Origin of the sequence: Thermocoleostomius sinensis A174 (assembly GCF_026802175.1) — a bacterium.
GTDB lineage: Bacteria > Cyanobacteriota > Cyanobacteriia > Elainellales > Elainellaceae > Thermocoleostomius > Thermocoleostomius sinensis.
Genome location: NZ_CP113797.1, coordinates 1,062,137 through 1,082,192, shown reverse-complemented (window position 1 = coordinate 1,082,192; position 20,056 = coordinate 1,062,137). Strand labels below are relative to the sequence as shown.

The 20,056-nt window shown below is 48.7% G+C and carries 15 protein-coding genes and 2 tRNA genes; 8 read left to right on the top strand and 9 right to left on the bottom strand.

Features of this window, described 5'->3' with window-relative positions:
- Nucleotide 1: 1 nt before the first annotated feature.
- Nucleotides 2-793, top strand: coding sequence for an IS5 family transposase (locus OXH18_RS04775; protein ID WP_268607476.1), 792 nt, complete (start codon nucleotides 2-4; stop codon nucleotides 791-793).
- Nucleotides 790-2,100, top strand: a complete 1,311-nt coding sequence (locus OXH18_RS04770; protein WP_390904378.1) for a ribulose bisphosphate carboxylase small subunit — start codon at nucleotides 790-792, stop codon at nucleotides 2,098-2,100. Before OXH18_RS04775 ends, OXH18_RS04770 begins: the two co-directional genes overlap by 4 nt.
- A 68-nt stretch (nucleotides 2,101-2,168) precedes the next feature.
- On the opposite strand, the gene OXH18_RS04765 is transcribed toward OXH18_RS04770, so the two are convergent.
- Both OXH18_RS04765 and bchH read right to left on the bottom strand, forming a co-directional pair.
- Nucleotides 2,169-2,897, bottom strand: coding sequence for a hypothetical protein (locus OXH18_RS04765; RefSeq protein ID WP_268611268.1), 729 nt, complete (start codon nucleotides 2,895-2,897; stop codon nucleotides 2,169-2,171).
- Nucleotides 2,898-3,417: 520 nt separating this feature from the next.
- Entirely contained in the window at nucleotides 3,418-7,212 is a 3,795-nt protein-coding gene (bchH, locus tag OXH18_RS04760; RefSeq protein WP_268611267.1) for a magnesium chelatase subunit H, read from the bottom strand.
- Nucleotides 7,213-7,634: 422 nt separating this feature from the next.
- Here bchH and OXH18_RS04755 point away from each other — a divergent pair, with 422 nt between their 5' ends.
- Both OXH18_RS04755 and OXH18_RS04750 read left to right on the top strand, forming a co-directional pair.
- On the top strand, nucleotides 7,635-7,778 hold the full coding sequence (locus OXH18_RS04755; RefSeq protein ID WP_268611266.1) for a hypothetical protein: 144 nt from the start codon (nucleotides 7,635-7,637) through the stop codon (nucleotides 7,776-7,778).
- Nucleotides 7,779-8,033: 255 nt separating this feature from the next.
- The gene (locus tag OXH18_RS04750; protein WP_268611265.1) at nucleotides 8,034-8,411 is read left to right on the top strand and encodes a hypothetical protein; all 378 of its coding nucleotides are present in this window, start codon (nucleotides 8,034-8,036) and stop codon (nucleotides 8,409-8,411) included.
- Between the two features lie 24 nt (nucleotides 8,412-8,435).
- Here the strand turns inward: OXH18_RS04750 and OXH18_RS04745 are convergent, their stop codons facing one another.
- The 6 genes from OXH18_RS04745 to OXH18_RS04720 all read right to left on the bottom strand — a co-directional run bounded on the left by OXH18_RS04745 (nucleotide 8,436) and on the right by OXH18_RS04720 (nucleotide 14,927).
- A complete protein-coding gene (locus OXH18_RS04745; RefSeq protein WP_268611264.1) occupies nucleotides 8,436-9,836 on the bottom strand; it encodes a glycoside hydrolase family 140 protein in 1,401 nt (466 codons plus the stop codon).
- Between the two features lie 10 nt (nucleotides 9,837-9,846).
- Nucleotides 9,847-10,794 (bottom strand): class I SAM-dependent methyltransferase, encoded by a 948-nt coding sequence (locus OXH18_RS04740; protein WP_268611263.1) that lies wholly within the window; start codon nucleotides 10,792-10,794, stop codon nucleotides 9,847-9,849.
- A 93-nt stretch (nucleotides 10,795-10,887) separates the two neighbouring features.
- Complete coding sequence (rsmG, locus tag OXH18_RS04735) at nucleotides 10,888-11,685, bottom strand: 16S rRNA (guanine(527)-N(7))-methyltransferase RsmG (RefSeq protein WP_268611262.1); 798 nt, start codon at nucleotides 11,683-11,685, stop codon at nucleotides 10,888-10,890.
- A 239-nt stretch (nucleotides 11,686-11,924) separates the two neighbouring features.
- Nucleotides 11,925-13,052, bottom strand: a complete 1,128-nt coding sequence (locus OXH18_RS04730; protein WP_268611261.1) for a glycosyltransferase family 4 protein — start codon at nucleotides 13,050-13,052, stop codon at nucleotides 11,925-11,927.
- Between the two features lie 668 nt (nucleotides 13,053-13,720).
- On the bottom strand, nucleotides 13,721-14,101 hold the full coding sequence (locus OXH18_RS04725) for a glycosyltransferase (RefSeq protein ID WP_268611260.1): 381 nt from the start codon (nucleotides 14,099-14,101) through the stop codon (nucleotides 13,721-13,723).
- The gene (locus OXH18_RS04720; protein WP_268611259.1) at nucleotides 14,073-14,927 is read right to left on the bottom strand and encodes a hypothetical protein; all 855 of its coding nucleotides are present in this window, start codon (nucleotides 14,925-14,927) and stop codon (nucleotides 14,073-14,075) included. The genes OXH18_RS04725 and OXH18_RS04720 overlap by 29 nt, the downstream gene beginning before the upstream one ends.
- Nucleotides 14,928-15,798: 871 nt before the next feature.
- Here OXH18_RS04720 and OXH18_RS04715 point away from each other — a divergent pair.
- The 4 genes from OXH18_RS04715 to dusA all read left to right on the top strand — a co-directional run bounded on the left by OXH18_RS04715 (nucleotide 15,799) and on the right by dusA (nucleotide 18,439).
- Nucleotides 15,799-16,890, top strand: coding sequence for a hemolysin family protein (locus OXH18_RS04715; protein ID WP_315874676.1), 1,092 nt, complete (start codon nucleotides 15,799-15,801; stop codon nucleotides 16,888-16,890).
- Between the two features lie 57 nt (nucleotides 16,891-16,947).
- Nucleotides 16,948-17,029, top strand: a tRNA-Tyr gene (locus OXH18_RS04710).
- 64 nt (nucleotides 17,030-17,093) lie between these two features.
- Nucleotides 17,094-17,165: transfer RNA gene (locus OXH18_RS04705), tRNA-Thr, on the top strand.
- Nucleotides 17,166-17,407: 242 nt separating this feature from the next.
- Nucleotides 17,408-18,439, top strand: a complete 1,032-nt coding sequence (dusA, locus tag OXH18_RS04700; protein WP_268611257.1) for a tRNA dihydrouridine(20/20a) synthase DusA — start codon at nucleotides 17,408-17,410, stop codon at nucleotides 18,437-18,439.
- A 92-nt stretch (nucleotides 18,440-18,531) separates the two neighbouring features.
- On the opposite strand, the gene OXH18_RS04695 is transcribed toward dusA, so the two are convergent.
- On the bottom strand, nucleotides 18,532-19,902 hold the full coding sequence (locus OXH18_RS04695) for a GTP cyclohydrolase II (RefSeq protein ID WP_268611256.1): 1,371 nt from the start codon (nucleotides 19,900-19,902) through the stop codon (nucleotides 18,532-18,534).
- Nucleotides 19,903-20,056 lie beyond the last annotated feature (154 nt).

Genomic DNA, 20,056 nt, shown 5'->3' with positions numbered 1-20,056 from the left:
GATGAGTAAAGCATATCCCAGTAACCTAACCCGCGCCCAATATGAGGTTTTGAGTGAATTAATTCCAGCAGCAAAGCCAGGTGGTCGTCCTCGCAGCGTTGACCTGTGGGAGGTGCTCAATGCCATGCTCTATGTTCTGGTTGAAGGCTGTCGTTGGCGTTCTTTACCTGGTGATTTCCCAGCCTGGCAGACGGTGTACACGTACTTCCGCAACTGGCGATTGGACGGCACCTGGATTTCCATTCATGACCAGTTGCACCAGTGGGTTCGCATCGATGCGCAACGCTATCCTAGTCCATCAGAAGCGATCATCGATAGCCAAAGCATCAAGAGTGCAGCAGGAGTTCATCAACAAGTTGGCTTTGATGGAGGCAAGCTGATTACAGGACGCAAACGATTTTTAACGGTGGATACGTTAGGACTGGTTTTGCGGGTGTTTGTGAGTGCGGCAAACCTGGGGGAACGCGAAGGGGGCAAACGTGTCCTCAAACGAGTCAAACGGATGAAGAAAAAGGTTTCACGCTTAATCACCATTTGGGTAGACGGCGGGTTCGATGGCGCCCCTTTTCTGATGTGGGTGATGGATGTTTGTCGTTGGATTGTGCAAGTTGTACTGCGACCTGAGCAAACCAAAGGCTTTAGCTTGCTCAAAAAGAGGTGGGTGGTAGAACGAACTTTTGGTTGGCTAATGGGATGCAGACGGTTGGTCAGAGACTATGAATTATTACCAGAGACATCAGAAACCTTGATCTACCTTGCCATGATTCGGATTATGGTGAGGCGGTTGGCATAAATTTGACACCTCAAATCTTTTCAAACACCCTCTTAGGCATTCATGGACACAAGGGAGAAGGTAAATCCTTTCAGTGTGAATTAGTATTCAATTTAATGAAAGTTGAAGCGGTTCATATGTCGGCTGGAGAAATGGAAAGCCCTGATGCAGGTGATCCCTCGCGGTTGGTGCGTTTACGCTATCGAGAAGCGGCAGATATTATTCGTAAGCATGGCAAAATGTCTGTCTTGATGGTGAATGATATTGATGCGGGAGCAGGTCGCATTGACGGAGGGACGCAATACACCGTCAATACCCAGTTGGTAAATGCCACGCTGATGAATATTGCCGATAATCCAACGAATGTTCAACTGCCGGGTAGCTATGACAGTGAACCCCTGCCGCGTGTGCCAATTATCGTCACTGGTAATGACTTTGGCACTTTGTATGCTCCCTTGGTGCGAGATGGACGTATGGAGAAATTCTATTGGGAACCCACTCGAGACGATCGCTTGGGAATTGTGGGCGGCATTTTTGAACCTGATGGATTAACAGCCGCCCAGGTGGAACAGTTAGTCAATCATTTTGAAGGACAATCGATCGACTTCTTTGGAGCACTGCGATCGAGTATTTATGATGAACAAGTTTTAGCATTCATTGAACAAACAGGGTTTGACAAGGTAGGAATGAAGTTGGCAAATCTCAAAGAGAAGCCTAATTTCCAGAAACCAGATTTCAGCTTGGAACACCTGTTTGAAAAAGGAGAAGCAATGGTCAGAGAACAGCAACGCATTCAAGAGTTGCGTCTGGCAGCCGCTTACAATCGTTCTTTGGCAGAAGCTCAAACGGCACAGCGCTATGGCGCTCAGTTAGACACATCTCCGTCCCTTCGCGCTTTTGAAAGTAACGGGTTGAGTCAAAACCACAGGGTTCAACACTCGTCTCACTCTCAAACACCTCAGCCAAAAGACGCTCATTTTGAAGCTCACTTTAAAGACACGCAGCCCAGCTATTCACCTGAGTTTACATCTAGGTTCGATCGTTCTCATCTAGCAACAAAACCATTAAGTGCAGAGGTGATTGAGCAAGTACGTCAATTAGTAGCACAAGGGTATCGAATTGGGATGGAACATGTCGATCGCCGTCGCTTTAAAACTGGATCTTGGCAAAGCTGTGGTTCCATTCAAACTCACAGTGAGTCAGAGGCGATTGCAACCCTAGAAGCTTGCCTGGCGGCGCACAGAGACGAATATATTCGCTTGTTTGGAATTGAACCTGGAGCAAGACGACGAATCATGGAGACAATTGTCCAACGTCCGGAACACTAAACTCAAAGGTTTAAATTTTGTTGGTTGGAAGCGACAATAACTGTAACGATACGAGGAAGCTATTTCAATTAAGCCTTGAAAATTGCGCCTCGATCGAACGAAACAACAGCAATTCTAGCGTAAGCAGAAACCCACTTAAATAGTTCTGCGGTGTCATACGGAAACCAAGTCTTGCTAAATAAGATGATGGCAAAAATGTTTCCAGACGGTAACATGCCACCAAACCCCAGCACCGATTTAATTTGATAGGGAATTACGAAGTCTTTTTGAGTAGGAATGTGAGCACTACCTAACGCATCGGGTACATAAAACACATTAAACTTCGTGCGCTGCAAATCAAGGATTAATTTGGGATCAGGCTTCAAAATGGCCTCAGCCTCAAGCCCAAATTGTTTAATAAGCTGCGAAATCATAGGTGCTCTTTCAATAAAATCGCGATCGATCAATGGAATTGCCTTGTGCCCAGTGGAGTGATGACGAGAATTCCAGTGTGGCTCATCGCCTGCTGTGGCTAAAAGGGTTAGACATTTGGTTGCTGGAATAATGGAACGGCTCCCTAAAATATCACACGCTGCTTCTTGAAGCGATTGATGGAGATCGCGATAGGAGTGAGTTTTGAAAAAGCGCACCAGCGCACAAGCAGGTTTTCCAGTTTGTTGATCAATAAGATTTTCATAAAGATAACGCACCATGCGATCAGCAACTTCCTCCATGCTCTTAGCGCCTAAATCAATGTTTCGCAAGGCGATCGCGCACTTGAGCATGTCGTCCTGGCTAAAGTTGGTGAGGTTATACATACCTGGTTATGCGCTGCTACTATACTAGGGGTTTTAGTTATCTACTTCAATCACTTCCTAGTTCATTGAAATGTTTACTGACTCAGGACAATTCCAATAAACAAGTATCAATATTTCTCTATGCTAAGAATTAAATTTATAAAAACTTAATCATTGTTTGATTCTGTTATTAGACCTATGTGTATTATTTGTTAGTTGGAATTTAGTTCCGTCCTATTTGACTCTTTACTATCTAAAATTGAGTGAGTTTTTACTCAATTCTAAATCACTCGTTCTTGTTTAGGTATTCACAAAATCATTGAAATTTCTATTCAGCTTGAAAGATGCATTCTTTTTGTTTTCACCTTTCTGGGTAATTTGTATGAAAGTTACCTCGTGATTTTGTGCGGAATCGATTCACCTTTCAAGTAACATGGGGTGTCTAGGGATACTTGAAAGTATTGGTATATTGCGTCAGTGTACGTTGAGCACTGAGCAAGCCGTGCGCTTGTTGGTTGTATTTCTGTATAGATGTTTGTGGTTAAGCCGTTACACCTTCCAACTCCTCATCAGCTAATTCGTACAATTCACGAAGTTTCTCTAGTTTCTCCAAGTCTGGATGCCAGAAGCCGCGACCGTGTGCCTCCAACATTCTGCCGACGATATTACGGAAGGCTTCCGGATTGGCTTTGCGCAGTTTTTCAGCCATGTCTGCATCTAGCGCATAGGTATCAGCCGCCTGATCGTAGACCCAGTTTTCCTTAAAGTCGGCGGTTCCCGCCCAGCCCATCAGTGCCGTCATTCGTTGAGAGATTTCGTAAGCCCCTCCAGAACCTTGATTGACCATGGCGTCTGCCCATTTAGGGTTCAGCAGTTTGGTGCGATACTCCATACGCAACAAGGCTTCCAACGGACGAGGCGTTGTGTCCTTGGAGAAGCTTTCCACAAAACTTGCCGTGACTTTTTTCCCGCGTTGTGTCTCTGCGGCTTTCTTCAACCCACCCGTGTTGGCGTAGTATTCCTGAATATCTGTCAAACCATATTCCACCGAATCGATCTGTTGCACAATTCGATCGGTGCTTTTCAGCAATGCTTGTAATACTTCAGGACGGGACTGGCCTTTATCGGTTCGTCCATAGCTAAAGGTGTTACGACCTTTCCAGGTATCACCCAATTCTTCAGCCGATTCCCAGTTAGAGTCCACAACCCGATCGTTCACTAGCGAACCAAAATCACCAGATGGATTCGAGAATAATCGGGATGCTCCATTCTCAACTCCTTGGGCTTGAAGTTCTAAGGTATGTTTGCGAATGAAGTTCTGCTCAATAGGTTCGTCAATCGTTGCGGCTCGTTGAAATAAATCATCTAGTAATTCAATAATATTGACAAAACTATCGCGAAAAATACCAGATAGATTCGCCAATACATCAATGCGGGGATGATCCAACTCAGCTAACGGTTTTAGCTCATAGCGGACAATCCTTCCAGTCCCTTCCTTGACAGGTTCTGCTCCTACCAGTTCCAGCAAAATTCCGATCGATTCGCCGCGTGTTTTAATCGCATCCAACCCCCACAGCATAACGGCCACGGTTTCAGGATAGGTGTGATGTTCTTGCTGATGCTGGGCTAGAATTTTTCGAGCAATTTCTCGGCCGCGTTCATAGGCAGCTGGAGAGGGCATCCGATAGGGGTCAAGGGCGTGAATATTGCGACCGGTGGGTAACACTCCTGGTCCATCTCGCAACAAATCCCCCCCGGGTGCAGGCGGGATGTATTCACCGTTGAGACCCCGCAGCAAATTAGTAAGTTCATCGGTGGTTTGCTGGAGCCGATCGCAAATATCTTTGACCTCAGCCAAGTTGGGGTGATTGCCGCTGTGACTCGATGACTGCCAATCGGCGATCGTTGCACTATCGGGACAGGCATCACCCAAATACGCTTGCAGGTAGCTTTGTACCTCCTCCTGATTCGGCGGTTCACCCAACACGTGCAAGCCCGATGAAAATAGGCGATTTTCCAACACGTGCAGATAGTCGTAGAGGTGCACCAGGTAGTTTTCAAACGCTTGTTGGCTGAACATCTGCACCGTTTCGGGGGTGAACTCTATGCCTAGCCGTTTGGCATCGAGAAAAGGACAGTCTGCTTCTAGCCCGGTATCTAAAATCTTCTTGCAAATTGCCTCTTTCAAGGCATAGTTTTTTTCTGGATCTTCGCGATATTCGCTAATTAAATCGCGCAGCGCTACCAGTTCTTTATACAATCCAGCCCGACCATAGGGGGGAACGTTGTAAGACACTAACACGCCATAGCCCCGTCGCTTCGCCAGAATCGACTCTGAAGGATTGTTGGCAGCATAGAGGTAAAGATTGGGCAAATTGCCTAGCAGTACATCTGACCAAGAATAACCCGTGTTGCCCAAGGGAGACCCCGGTAGCCACTCAACGGTGCCATGCATTCCAAAATGAACGATCGCATCGGCTTGAAACTCGTTTTGTAGCCACTGATAAAAAGCTGCATACTGAGGATGGGGGGTCAAATCGCGCTCAAACATCAACCGCATCGGATCACCCGCCAACCCTAGCGGTGGCTGTACTCCAATCCAAACATTACCCAGTCTTACCCCTCCGAGCAAATACTGAGATGCTTCCGGTCGATCGCCATTCACTAAGGTGCGAATGCCGCTAGCTGTTAACGAATGCCACTGTTTTTTGATGCGATGAGTAAGCAGATAACCAAGCCACTGTTCTAACGATTGCGCGGTGACAGTGGTTATGCCTGCTTCGTCTAGACTGGTGTCTGGGGTGTGACCCACATACGCTTCATCCGCTTCCTTCACCTGACGAATTAAAGCTTCCCCGTCGGTAGGAATGTCTCCTACGGTATAGCCCGCTTCTTTAAGGGCGTTGAGAAACTTGATGAGTGATTGGGGCACATTCAACAACGCCGCTGTTCCGGTTGCTCCGTAGCCTGGCGGAAACCCGTAGAGAATTACAGCAATTTTGCGTTCAGAGGGTGGCGTTTGCCGCAGATGAATCCAACGTTTGACCCGCCCCGTCAGACGTTTGACCCGCTCTGGGATTAGGTAAATTGTGTCGCCCACTAGCCCCCCCAAAGGAATCGTATCGATCGCCCCATCTAATTCTGGCAGCGCATACAACACCACACTTTGCAGCCCGCCAATGCCTTGCCGCGTCCACGAGTGAATATCTTGAATTAACAGCGGAGCCGCGACAAAGTAGGGCACATTTTTGGCGCTAAGAATGCGCTTGGCCACCTCCACCTGTCGTCCTGCTTCCATCGAGCCAGCCGGACCGCCCACCAACGGAAACCCGATCGTAGACACGATGGCATCAACCGTAACCGCCTCGGCTGACAGCGATGGTGTTTCCACAGTGCCCTGTTGCCGTTGGGCTTGCTCATAGGTTGTCGTCAACCAATCGCGCACAGCAACATGCCCTTCCACGCCATTAATGAAAATGGGTAATGGCACTAACCCAGCTTCTTCAAAGGCGCGAATCAGTTGCGGGATGTAGGGCTGTTTAGTGATGACATGCTTACGGTAGAGGAGGATGCCAATAATGGGCGGATGAAAGCATGAGAAAGATGCAGAAGATGCAGAAGATGCAGAAATTACCCCCCCTACCTGCCCTATTTTCTTCTGCTTTCGATACCACTCCAAGTACGCCTTGGGTGAGGTGAAATAGCCGGTGTAATCTGGGTGAAGCAGCCCCATGTTGGGAGTGTCGATCGCCGCTGGGATGTCTCCAATGCTTAAGCCTAAATAGGTTTCGGCTAAAAACCAAAACAGCGCTGCCACGTTATCTGAACCGCCTGCATTCCAGTAGCCATAGATAATCAGCCAGTTGCGCAGATCTTGCACCTTGCCCACTGGAACAAACTTGAGCAGCTTTGGTCCGACTTTAAGAAAGCTAAGATAGCCCGCCAGTTTGTCTTCTTCGCGTTGGCTACCTCCAAACTTACTGAGAATAAACTGCACGGGCTTCGGCATTCCCTTGGGTTTATCTCCAATGGAAAATTTTCCCAATCGCGTCAAGCTCATTAACTCCAGCGCTGATTCAAAGATAAGCCGAATTGGAATGGATTCTATGCGCGATCGCAGCCACAGCACCTGGTCATAATCAAACAACAGGCTGCCAAAAAACACATCGGCCCGGTGTAAGGCGGCCTCAACGGCATCGGGATTCGCCGCTAAATCTCGATCGCTGAATACATGAATGTTCAGATCTGGACAGCGAGCTTGAGCAGCGGCCGCTGCCTGCCGATACAGATCGGCGTTGAAAGACTCAAATCCTGCAATCAACACAATTCGTTTCATGTCTGCCGCTGTTACTCTACGCTGCAACACCATCCATGAATAATTGTAAATTCGTTTTTGACCTCAAGTGTGTCCTCAAGCGTATCCTGGGTCAATAGAATCGTGCCGAGCGAATCAGGCTTCCATGGCAATTCAGAAAACGTCAGCATTAATTATCAAGATTTTGTGAAGTAAGCCTATCTTTGTGTAGATGCGCTAAGAATCTCTAAATCTGCTAAAACTATCTAAGTGTTTATGAGCACGCAGCTTCTCGTAACACAAGGTTGGACGTAAAGCAAAAATGCCTTTAAAATCTTCTGGATTTGGAAGTCGGCTTGCTAGCGATCAACTTTTTGACTATGGGATTTTGTTGCCTCTAGTCGTTTAGCTCCTCGTCGACCTGTTTATCCTTTTGATTGCAACCTGTTTAAGAGGGAAACACCATGACTAAGAAAGCAATCGGTTTATTGTTGGTTCTAGGACTGTCGTCTGTGTTAGCGGCTTGTGGCGGCGGCACAACGGATGCTCCGGCTGATGCTCCGGCTGAGTCCCCCGTCGAGACTCCGGCTGAGTCTCCATCTCCATAGGTTTAACAACCTGAACCGTCTAGTTTGGGCGCAGCGTTTATTTACCTGTTGTATATCTGTTGTGTTTACCTGTTGTTCCTTTGCCTTTATTAACACGTTTTAATGACAGCTTACGGATGCTTCAAGGCCACCAGGGATGCCTTCTAGGGTGCCTACGGGTTAGCGATCTGTAAGCTGTTCATCTTGGTTGATTTTGGGGTAGATTGTTTGGAATTCAGGCAACCAACAACGCTGATATAGAAAGCGAGGTCAGCATTGGTAAGTGAGCATATAATAACTATCTCACGGTCTGCGATCCAACCGATCGCCGCTCAACCTAGTCGATCAAGCTATGGTCGGCTTGGCGCTGGGCTGTTGCTAAGCAGTATGATTGCTACCGCTGGAGTTCCTGCTTTGGCACTTCCGCCGCCTGATGATATTCCTGAAGAGATTCTGCGTACTGAAATTATCACCGAGGCTCGATCGCCCGTAGACGGTCGGCCTCTAACGGCTGCCGAATATGCCGAACTGGAAGCTCGGTTGCAGCGTGAACCCGAACTGTACAACACCCTGTCGCCGCAAATTCGTCAACTAATCTTCCTGCTACAAATTCGCCGCACCATTCGCACAATCGCCCCATTTTTGCTGCAATAGCCCTGCCTAAGAACAATGAGAATGCTATCGTTCGCAATTTGGAGAGCTATCCGAAAATTCATAACGAGCTTGTCCAGGGGGTGGAAAGTGACAATCGGTTCGATCGACCACTAGAACCCAATCATTGCCGCGCCCCTGACTGGGAGGAACAAATCCCTGGGGTGCGATCGTGCCAAACTGTCCGTCAATTCGCTGCGCTTCACCCGTGCGCGGATTGTACCAATGAACCGTTGCCAAGTTGCCAGCAATGGCTTGAAGGTTCACCGTCACAGGATTTCCCATGGGTGTGTAGACCCACAAAAAGCTGCCGTCTTCTGCCCGCATTGCGTTGGTGTAGGCGGCTCCGATTTCAGTTGGACTCATCAACACCGCTGCATCGGGAACCAATCGAGTGAACGGCCGCGACTCAAACAACCGTCGCACATAGCCCATTTGCACCGCTCCCGGTCGATCGAGGGCCTCTTGCCACGCAATCTGGGCTGGCACAAAGGAAGGACGATCGGGTTGCCACATCTGCCAGACGCTGTTGTTGCCGTAGGTATGACCTGCCGCCCCGGCCATCAGCGACCAATAAGCGGCTTGTCGCACATCATAGGCGTCAAACACGCCCCGCTGATACTGCGCCAGTTGCTTAACGATTGGCAACCCTTGCCATCGGTTGCTGGGTTGATCAATTTCCCAAAATCGGACTGGAATATCTTCGTAGCGCGGCTCACCATCAAGGGTGGGTTTGACCGGAAATAGCTGATAGTTGTGCGCGGTGGTTTGATGATTGGGAAAATCCTTGGCGGCGTGTCCCGACTGAAACAAATTAAAGTCCAGCCAATCCTCCTGATGAAACCAAGTGGCCGAGTTGCTTTGGCTATGAAACGTCATCAGGTGCTGCCCTTCATCCCCCTGCCGCAGCCCTGCTGCCATTGCTCGCCAGATGACCAGTTGTTGTTCAGTGGCCGGATCACGATCGCCGCCCACAATCCAAATAATCGGTCGATTGCGATAGCGTCTGCCCAAAAATTCGCCATAAATTCGGGCGTTTTCTGGCGTAAAGATTTCGGGCCCAATTCCCCACTTGCGATCGACTTTATCTCCCCAAGTTGGCAACAGTCCTATATACAAGCCCAACTGCGCCGCCAGATCCACAATATAATCGACATGCTGAAAGTACGCCGCTTGCGGTCGAGTTGGATCGTTGTCTTGTAGGGGGGTATGTCCGTAAGGATTCGGAGTATTGAGACCATCAAGTTCTGCGAGAACGACGGCTTGAATGACGGTAAACCCTTTGGCGGCTCGGTTTTCTAGGTAGACCTTAGCGGCATTGCGATCGAGACGGTGAAATAGTTCCCAGGCGGTATCACCCAAATAGAAAAACGGTGTGCCGTCTGATTGAACAAAATAGCGACGATTTTGGCTCAGGTGCAACGGCACAGGTATCTCCTTAACGAGTCCGAGCAACAACAGTTCGGTGACGTGGGCTATTACAGGTTACAGTCGGTCGATCGAACCCCGCTTCATAGATAGCTTGCTCTAGATCGAACGCGAAATAGTCGTCTAAGTAAGGCTCGGTACTCTTCAGCAACGTCAAAATGTAAGGCGGCATGGTGGCATAGACTTCTGACCGAGGATTCATGTCCATAATGGCAAGGTATCCACCCGATCGCAACAGACGTCGAGCTTCTTGCAAGACGCCGATCGCCGCTACTTGAGGCAGTTCGTGAAAAATTAAATGGGCTGAGACTAGATCACAGCAGGCGTCTGGCAGTCCGGTGGCTTCGGCAGGAGCATGTCGCCAAGTGGGGGAGTGGGGGGATGAAGGGTGAAACTGTTGGCAGCGATATTGGGCGATCGCTAAGAAATAGGGGGATAAATCTACACCCGTGATTTGGGCATCGGGATACATGGCTTGCAGAGCAAAGGTGCTCATGCCAACGCTACAGCCAATATCGAGAATTGTGTGAGGGGGGCGTGAAAGTTGCTGTTGAAGAACGGTGTGATAGCTCTGTCGCAGCATAGCGTCTCCGTTTCTGCCAGCCTTTGGCCAGAGGCGAGCATGAACCGCATGAGCCGCCACTTCTACCTCCATTGCCGCATCCCAACTCAAATTGCCCTGCTCGTAGGCATGGAACGATCGCCTGTAGTAATCGGGATATATAACCTCGGTATTCGTGATCCGCTCTAGATCAGCCTCCCACTCGTGGGAAAACGCTGCATCACCACCGCGCGATCGCAAGGTTGCTACTTCCTGTCGCCAATACACACCCATTGACTCCGCTCGTTTAATCATCATGGAGCGGGCCTGATGCTTGGCTAGATTGGCAAGGGGTTTGATCGATAAAACACCATTGACAAGGCGGGAAGCCATCGGGGTATCAGTTGCAGCGATCATAGGCGCGGTTGGAGAACTGTCAGTACAAAAACACAATGCCAACCTGCATCTTAAGACAGTCCGCTACCAAAACTGACACTCTACAATCAACCTTTACAGAGGCTTCTGAGCCGGAACACCGATCGCCCGTGGAAAGGTAGAAGGCGTTTGCGTTTGCTTTTTCACATAAAGGCAATGACGTAGGCTGTGCGACAGAGGCGTGGAGAGTGCCTCCACCTGTTCTAGGGTACCCCCTAGCTTTTTTAAAGCCGAGGATAACCCGATCGCTTCGGCTTCCGTCCATTGCCCACGATACAACACCGCTATTCCACCAACCTTCAGCAAGGGTAGGGCATATTCGACACAAACTGTTGCGGCAGCGACGGCCCGAATCAACACCAGATCGTAAGCTGCTCGATACTGGGGATTATGCCCTATCTGCTCCGCCCGATCGACGATTGTTTTCGCATTAGCTAGCCCTAGCACTGACAAGGCCTCATCCAGAAACACCAGCTTTTTTCGCGTTGAATCTAGCAAGGTCACCGTCCATGAAGGAAAGCCAATAGCCACGGGCACACCTGGAAGGCCTGCTCCTGTGCCGATATCAAGCACGTGCCAAGCGGCAGAGGTGGTGGCCGCGCTCGGCTCATGGGCTTTTTCCCAACTAGCAACTCCCGACCCTGGCAACAACCACGGCTTCACCCCGCTCAATGAATCCCACAGGTGCTTCTCCCAAAACTCTTGAGGTTCTGTAATTCGCGTTAGGTTTAGCTGTTGGTTTCTCTCTAAAATCAACTCATAAAACTGCTGAAATTGCGCGTATTGCCTGACATCGGGTTGCCAACCTAACGTCTGCTGCCACACTTGGGTCATTGCTGGCAGAATCACTTGTTCTACAGACTCATCCTTCATTCCTCATCCCCTTCACTTCCGACAGACTGAATACTGCCCTTACGGTATCCTTTATCCCCTGCCTCTTGAAGGGGTAGAGGTAAAGGTCAACGAGTCAAAGAGAGGATACGGGAATCAGCCGGGAGGGCTGTAGAGCCAAATCTATGGGAACACACGACTTCACCGTTGAGACCCCATGCTTGCTGTGATCTCACCCAGATTGAACCAATCGTCTGGGTGAGAGGTCGGCTTGCTCTTCCTTAGGTTAGTTCGCTTGAAGCTCGGCGTAGATGGAAGGGGAACGACCATTGAGGGGCAATCACTGGTTCCCATTCTGCCACCAGTTTAAAGGCAGTAATGATTCGTTCTATGTGCAACTCGCTAGTATGTTCCTGTTGAATCAGATCATATCCCTGCTGGGCTAGGGCTTCTGCTTGTTCAGGGTGATTCAGCAACTGCATAATAGCTTGCCGCATTCCAACCGCATCGCCTGGCTCAACCCCCAGGACAACGCCCCGATCGATTAGTTGTTCAGCTAAACCCGTTGTGCGCGTCATAACAACAGGACGACGGCAGGCCATCGCTTCCATCAGCACTGTTAAGCCAGCCGAATACTGATTTTGCAAAAGACTGATGGCAACGACATTGGCGTCGCGATAAAGCTGTCGTAGATCAGTCCAATCGTAATGCTGAGCCGTCATGTTACTAGGCATTGGGTTCGGGAAGCGTGATTGCTTCGCGGTGGCATTGGGCGAAACAGCGCAAATTCTGACATCCAGATCAAGATTGTGGGTTGCTTCCGCCAAGGTGTGATAATCGCGCTGCTCCAGACCAGCACTAGCTACAATCGGACGAGTTTTCTGAGGGGAAGGCTCGCCGGGGGTGAAGAACTTCACGTCGGTTTGCTCACTGAAAATAAATACCCGATCGCTAGTCAGCCCCAAATAGCGACAGAGAGAATCTGACTTAACTTTGGTATTGGTTAAGAATAAATCAATTTGATTAGCTAGCCCAAATAGTTGCAGAGCGCCTCGGACACGCGGACGATCGGGAGCCATCACGGCCATAGCTAGCTTGGGTCGTTTCCCCCTTAGCTTGCAGAGAATTGCTAACGGTAGCCCAACATCTTCACCCTGGCAGTAAACAAAATCGTTTTCGTCGAGTTGAGAAACCAACGCTCGTCCTAAAGCCCAATGCTCCGGCTGTCCGGCAATTCGAGCACAAATTCGATCGATCGCTGTAATGGGATGGTGCTCTGGCTTATGCACGGTAGCATTCAACTGCTGGCTCAAATTCCACATAATATGGCGAGGGCAATGGTCAGCTTCAGCCCTTTGATTGAAGCTTGCTAAGTCAACCGGTTTGCTTAAAACAACGTGATATTTCAAAGCTCCTCCTATAACCCTCAATATAAGGGAAAGTGTCTAATCAGGCAGCTAAATTCATTGCTTTTTGCACAACTACTTTCCACAAACGGTTGACTTGGCTGAAAGATGCAACGAGTCCCTGGCATTAATCTAAGTATTGTTCGTGTTATGTCTCTAACTAAGTAACGTTCAACACAATCGCTACGGTAAAAACTCGGTTGCTCTGGCTTGAAATTTTGTAAATTCAACTCCTGGCTAGAGCAACTTTATCTTTGCGATCGCACACCCCTGTTGAACAAACCCTATGTCTGTGATGCTGCTATTCTTGAGACTTTGTTTAAGATAAATTCGTACGATGTTCAGCCCAATCGTCAATGGTTGTAGAAGGTAAAAGCAACATTGTCTTGTCGTTAAATCTACTGAGTTTGCACCCGTTAATAATGTTCTACCTTGAACAGTAATTTGCGATCAATACTCTAGGTGATCTATCCGGTAAAGAAGCGGAATGATTTGATTAAGATCTGATGAAGTGAGAGAGCGTCTCCAGTAAAATCAGCAACATCTGTTTTTTCATGATCAACTCAAAATGAACACTGTTGTTTAGACTTACGAAAAAGCACTTGCATGAGATGCGTTGAAGCGATAGATGTATAGAGAACGGCTGATTTGACTACAGGGAAATTCGGTGACTAGGGTAGGGTAGCGATTGCCTGCTGAAGTGGCAGAGAAGCGATCGCCACCGCGTCAGAGGTAGGCTGAACCAAGGACTCAATTTTGCGCACAAACTGATTTTGCTGAAAGTACGCTTTGTATGCGGTACGGGCATTATGAATGATGCGATTGGCTTCATCAGGATGGTCTAGATAATAGCGGCACTTCTCGACTAGATCGGCATAATCCCAGCGCACGGGCACATAGGTTTCTCCAGGAATGAAGATATTAGGTTCTACATCAATATGGTCTACAGAAGGTTTGACCAATAGACAGCCATAGCAAACCGCTTCATAATCTCGTAGGGTAATTTCTCCCCAACCAAATGGACTAAAGGCAATCATAGCAAACCGCTTCATAATCTCGTAGGGTAATTTCTCCCCAACCAAATGGACTAAAGGCAATGCGGCTGCGTTTGATCTCATTAAAATATTGCCGAGTAGAAACTGCGCGTTCACCTGTATATTCGCCACTGACTGCTAGCCGATAGGTTGACGCTAGCGGTTTAAGTAATTCGATTGCTGCCATGCGGTGTTGACCATACCACTCCAAATTATTTCTAGGCCCGTAAGAGACATGGCAAAAGATGTCGATATCTTTTTGGCGCGATCTTCGCTCCCACGGCAAGGGACGATGAAACAACTCGCGCTTAAAGCGAGGAATCAGTGATAGATACCAACCTGTATCAATTCGAGATTCATAGCCACTGGGCACGTCGGAGCCGACATGCCAATGGTTGAGATCATAGCCAAGTTCCTGCGTCAGCCGATCGGTGAGAAAGGTGCCCCCCACCAGTGCTTTTGTGTAAGTACTAACGTCTTTTAAGCGCTGATACTTCAACAGTCGATCGACATAGGGCAGCACATTGAAGAACCGACTGCTAGTTTGATCAAACGGATCAATGAAGATAATTTTAGCCGTGGGGTTGTGACGACGTAGTTTAGCCATCACCCGTTCTGCTTCGCTAGGGCTTTCTTGCCAAGCCGGACGAATGAAAAAAACATCTGCGGACAGCCCGTCAGTCACCTGCTCAATTTCAGCAAACGTATGGGCATGAATGTGTTGAACCTCTAGTCCAAGTTCGCGACGTAAAACCGCTCGGTGACTGAAGAACGGATAGAGTTGAGAAGCGGGAATTATATCTGGATCTTTAAAGCTTGCCTTACCAATCAGGACTGCTTTCATAAACCTCCCCAGTTAAAGCGTAAAGTTGAGTTCAATGGCTGCACTTGGTAACGGCATTACTCTTCAGAAGAACCCATCTTCCGAAGGAATGGCTTCAGAAACGATTGCTAATCTTTGCGCAGAATTCACGAAACTCAGCGGAAACAGGGAACAGTATGAAGTTAAGGCACCCCTATCAAACAAAGTAGCCATTTTCTGAGCAATTGTGATGGAAATAGGTTTGGATTGGAAGCGTAACCCACACCGTCACCGAAAACCGCTTGTTGCGTTCGCACTTGTTACCTTCGTAACGTTCTCGGCGGGTTTTCAAGGTGCGTAATCCTAGTTTTACGGATTCACAAGGCTTGAGACAATGCTGCAAGAACCAGAAAGAGTAAAGAATAGATTCAGATTGTAAAGGAGCCATAAAACGATCGCTGGCATGACCGCCTCTCAATCCTTGTATTCATTAATACCAAAACTTTGCGACGATTACTGGGTGTATCCCCTGATGCAGGCCTCATTCTCAATTTTCCTCTCAATGCCAGTGGAGCTGCGATCGGGAAGAATAGGCGCTGCTGAAGCCGCGGGATGGTACTCTGACTCTTCGTCGCCCAAGGATGGAAGCTGGGCAGGGAGATGAGGGTAGATACAGACTCCCAATATCAACGTGGGATGCACGCTCGATCCTTAGGATTTAGCGGACTAGAGCAAGATTAGCTTTCAGTCGATCGGCGAAATACATCATGCTTGAGTTTACTTTGTGAGACTAGAGTGGAGGGGTATTATCTCAAGATGACCCTCTACTCGTTGGTCTTGATTCCCTCTTTTCTCAACTGCTCCTGTGAATTTTCTACCTGTTTCATTGTCGCCTAGTTCACTGCAACCGCTGATGGCACAAACAACCCCTATCTTGGGAAACCTTTGGGTGGATGTCAGTGTTCTCATCTTGATGTTGATGCTGTCTGCTTTTTTCTCTGGCTCTGAAACAGCCATCACAGCACTTGACAATTTAAAGCTAAGAGCCTTGATCAAGGAACAGGGCGATCGAGGAGGACTTTTTTCGCTTGTGCTCGAAAAAAGAGCCAGATTTATCACAACGTTGCTCGTTGGTAATAACTTAGTCAACAATTTTTCTGCCATCCTCACCAGCAACTTATTTGCTGTTTGGTTTGGCAGCAGTGAAGCCGTTCTGGCAGCCACAGTGGTAATTACGGTTTTAGTGTTGATTTTTGGTGAAATTACGCCTAAATCCCTGGCTATTAACAACGTGATGCCCATTTTTCGAGCGGTGGTACGCCCCATCTACTGGCTCTCTAAACTGTTGACGTGGCTAGGCATCGTGCCATTGATGGAAGCCATCGCCCAAACCGCCATTCGCCTTTTTCAAAGCAATGTGACACAACAAGGTGAATCGGTGCAAGATTTGCAACTGATGATTGAAGTGTTGGGTGGTAAAGGACAGTTAGATCTCGATAGGCGGCAACTGCTCAATAAAGCATTAATGCTCGATCGTATCCGCGCCTATGATGTGGTTAAACCACGGGTGGACATGCGCACCATTTCCCACGAAGCCACTCTACAGGACTTAGTTGATCTCTGCCTAGAAACCGGATACTCTCGCATTCCTGTTCAGGAAGAATCGAAGGATGAAATTATTGGAATTGTTCACTTGAAACGGGCACTGCAAGAACTCAAAACCTTACGTGAACAGGGTTGTGAAGTCGATGCTCCAGTTACACAAGCCATGGATGCTCCGGTCTTTGTCCCTGAGGTAAAACGAGTAGCCGATTTGTTGAAGGAAATGTTGCAACAGCGTCTCCATTTGGCGATCGTGGTGGATGAGTATGGCGGCACAGTGGGAATTGTCACTCTAGAAGACATCCTAGAAGAACTTGTGGGGGAAATTTACGACGAAAGCGATTTTCCGTCCCGACTAAGCCTGCGAAATCGCTCTTTGGGAAATCTTCGAAAATTTGGTTGAATTAAATTTGCTAGTTGTCCCCATAGATGTGCTAATATCAATATCCGTGGACAGGGCGGGTCGGTGCCCGAGTGGTTAATGGGGGCGGACTGTAAATCCGCTGGCTACGCCTACGCTGGTTCGAATCCAGCCCGGCCCATCCACGCAAAGTGAAGGTAACGGTACATTGCTTTTGGCTTTTATCTTCCTACAGATTTGAATTTGCCCGTGTGGCTCAGTGGTAGAGCACACCCTTGGTAAGGGTGAGGTCGCGAGTTCAATCCTCGCCACGGGCTTACTCCTTGAATCCCTGAAACCTACAGAAGCCAATGGTTTTAGGGATTTAACTTTTGCCTTTTGCTGACTATTAACTTTGACAGCCTTGTCATCATGCTCACAAGATTTGCATCGCGCACTGTTGTCAAGGAGAGAACTGCAACTTGCTACACTGGAATGTCTGAACGGCTGTAACACCCTGATCGAATCAGATCCTCAGTCTGTTCTAAAGTCTATTCCAAGTTAGGCGTCAACCTGTTTCATGAGTCGTTTGAAAGCTGCTCCGTTGAATTCGCTATCTGTGCCACCGTCCTCTCGGGAACATCCTCTGAGTGTTGCCCCAATGATGGATCGCACCGATCGCCACTTTCGCTACTTCATGCGGCAGATTACTCGTCGCACGTTGCTATACACCGAGATGGTGACAAGTGCAGCGATTCTGTATGGCGATCGCGATCGGTTATTAGGGTTCTCGCCTGACGAAAAGCCGTTGTCTTTGCAAGTGGGCGGCGATCATCCAACTGACTTGGCTGAATGTGCACGAGTGGCAGAGGCAATGGGCTATGACGAGATTAACCTGAACGTGGGTTGTCCTAGTAGTCGTGTACAGGATGGCAATTTTGGAGCTTGTTTGATGGCTCAGCCTGCCCTGGTTGCTCAATGTGTAGCGGCCATGATGGAGGCAACTCATCTCCCTGTCACGGTGAAACATCGCATTGGTATTGACGATCGCGATCGCTATGAAGATATGGTAGAGTTTGTGCGAATTGTGTCTGAAGCAGGCTGTCGGCGATTCACGGTTCATGCTCGCAAAGCGTGGTTACAAGGATTAAGCCCCAAAGAGAACCGCAACATTCCCCCCTTGCGCTATGGCGATGTCCATCGACTGAAGCAGGAATTTCCTCATCTATGGATTGAAATTAATGGTGGATTTACCACCCTGGAACAAGCCCAGCAGCAATTAAATGTTGTGGATGCGGTCATGATCGGACGTGCCGCTTGCGACAATCCCTATCTGTTTGCCCCAGTCGATCGCCTAATTTACAGCGAAGAAACAACCATTCCCACTCGCCATGAGGTAGTACAGGCAATGCTGCCGTATATCGATCATTGGACTGGTAAAGGCCTGAAGCTGAACAAAATCACTCGCCATATGTTGCAACTGTTTACCGGACAACCGGGCAGCCGCATCTGGAAACGCATCTTAACCGAAAAATCCTGTCAGCTTGGGGCTGGTGCGGACATCGTACAGGAAGCCTTGGAGCAAGTACGAAAGGTGGAAATTGGGGGTTAGGGTTGGCAGGAGGGTTAATGCTTGACGTATCAAGGCTCAAGTATCAAGCTATCAAACTCAGCTTCTGAGGTTTATCCTTCAGCCTCTAGCTTTTAATACCGTCTTCCCTTAACTTGTGCCAACGCTTCGGCAGCCAAAATGTCGTCTTCCGAATAATAGCCAGAGGCTTTTTTCGCTTCAATTTCGACCGAGGCATCGGCAGGAATCAACTCCTTGGGAATGGGAACTCGCTGCACCACCTCAATCCCGGCATTCGTGATGGCATTGTACTTCAAGTTGCTCATGGAAACCAGCCGATCGATTTTGGTGACGCCCAACCAGTGCAACACATCCGGCATCAGTTCTTGAAAGCGCATGTCTTGCACGCCAGCTACACATTCAGTCCGCAGGAAGTACGCATCGGCCCGATCGCCTCCTTCTTGGCGCTTGCGGGCGTTATAGACCAAAAACTTGGTGACTTCACCCAAGGCCCGGCCTTCCTTACGGCAATAGATAATGATTCCGGCTCCCCCGGCTTGGGCTGTTTGAATACACACTTCAATGCCGTGCACTAAATAGGGGCGACAAGTACAAATGTCGGAACCAAATACATCCGAGCCATTACATTCGTCGTGCACCCGCACTGCCAATGGTCGATTAGGATCGGCGATTGCTTGTACGTCACCAATGATATAAACGGTTGTGCCACCGATCGGAGGTAAGAACACATGCAAATCGGGACGGGTGACTAAATCGGGGAACATGCCGCCGGTTTGTTGAAACAGAGTGCGGCGCAGTGTCCATTCGTCAATGTGGAGACGCTTGGCAATACCTGGTAGATACCAAACGGGATCGATCGCCGCCTTGGTAACAACCAAACTAGCATCAGCTTTGAGAATCTCGCCATCGACCTGCAATCGCCCTTGCTCGATTTCATCTTTAATTTCTGGGATGTTGATATGCGCTTTGGTAATGGCGATTGTCGGCAGAATGTCATAATCTTCTTGAGAATAGTCGGTAAAGATTTCACCCGCCATTGCTCCGAATGGATCTAGCGAAACAATTTTATCGGGATCACCCCAACTGGGATGGGGACCGATCGGAATAATCGGAGCCGTGTCAGTTAAGTCAGCCTTATGGGTTGGGTCTAGCACCCCACTAGCCACAGCTAAGGCTCGATACAGCCCATAGGACCCAGCATGAGTCCCAATGACATTCCGGTGCTTCAAGCTGCGCAGCGAGCCAATGATCGGTCCTCGCTGATATGGATCGATCGCTCCCCACTGAATCGGTACGACGGTTGCGCCTCCCCGATGTTGATGAGAGGTCAGGATAATATGTTTAGGATGAGACTGCCCCGACGAAAGCGTATTGGACTGAAAGCTGCCCGATTGCAGGTGATCCGGCGGCTGGCTCAGCGGGTGATGGTGAGGCTGATGATCTAAGTGGTGATTGCCCGAATGATTGGTTGAGTGATTGGTCATACCCGACAGTTGCACCCCATGAAGCGATGGTATTGTATTTTAGTACCTAACGCTCTCGTAAGTTTGAAACCGCAAATTTGAAACCAACCTTGAGCATGGCTGTTGTTCCTCATGCCCAGAGGATGCAAATCGGGTACTTGAGCATAGCGCACCC

What these genes read in the sequence shown, in the direction of transcription:
- OXH18_RS04775 (WP_268607476.1), top strand. Translation starts at nt 2, where the DNA reads ATGAGTAAAGCATATCCCAGTAACCTAACCCGCGCCCAATATGAGGTT.
- OXH18_RS04765 (WP_268611268.1), bottom strand. Translation starts at nt 2,897, where the DNA reads ATGTATAACCTCACCAACTTTAGCCAGGACGACATGCTCAAGTGCGCG.
- bchH (WP_268611267.1), bottom strand. Translation starts at nt 7,212, where the DNA reads ATGAAACGAATTGTGTTGATTGCAGGATTTGAGTCTTTCAACGCCGAT.
- OXH18_RS04755 (WP_268611266.1), top strand. Translation starts at nt 7,635, where the DNA reads ATGACTAAGAAAGCAATCGGTTTATTGTTGGTTCTAGGACTGTCGTCT.
- OXH18_RS04740 (WP_268611263.1), bottom strand. Translation starts at nt 10,794, where the DNA reads ATGATCGCTGCAACTGATACCCCGATGGCTTCCCGCCTTGTCAATGGT.
- rsmG (WP_268611262.1), bottom strand. Translation starts at nt 11,685, where the DNA reads ATGAAGGATGAGTCTGTAGAACAAGTGATTCTGCCAGCAATGACCCAA.
- OXH18_RS04725 (WP_268611260.1), bottom strand. Translation starts at nt 14,101, where the DNA reads ATGAAGCGGTTTGCTATGATTGCCTTTAGTCCATTTGGTTGGGGAGAA.
- OXH18_RS04720 (WP_268611259.1), bottom strand. Translation starts at nt 14,927, where the DNA reads ATGAAAGCAGTCCTGATTGGTAAGGCAAGCTTTAAAGATCCAGATATA.
- OXH18_RS04715 (WP_315874676.1), top strand. Translation starts at nt 15,799, where the DNA reads ATGGCACAAACAACCCCTATCTTGGGAAACCTTTGGGTGGATGTCAGT.
- dusA (WP_268611257.1), top strand. Translation starts at nt 17,408, where the DNA reads ATGAGTCGTTTGAAAGCTGCTCCGTTGAATTCGCTATCTGTGCCACCG.
- OXH18_RS04695 (WP_268611256.1), bottom strand. Translation starts at nt 19,902, where the DNA reads ATGACCAATCACTCAACCAATCATTCGGGCAATCACCACTTAGATCAT.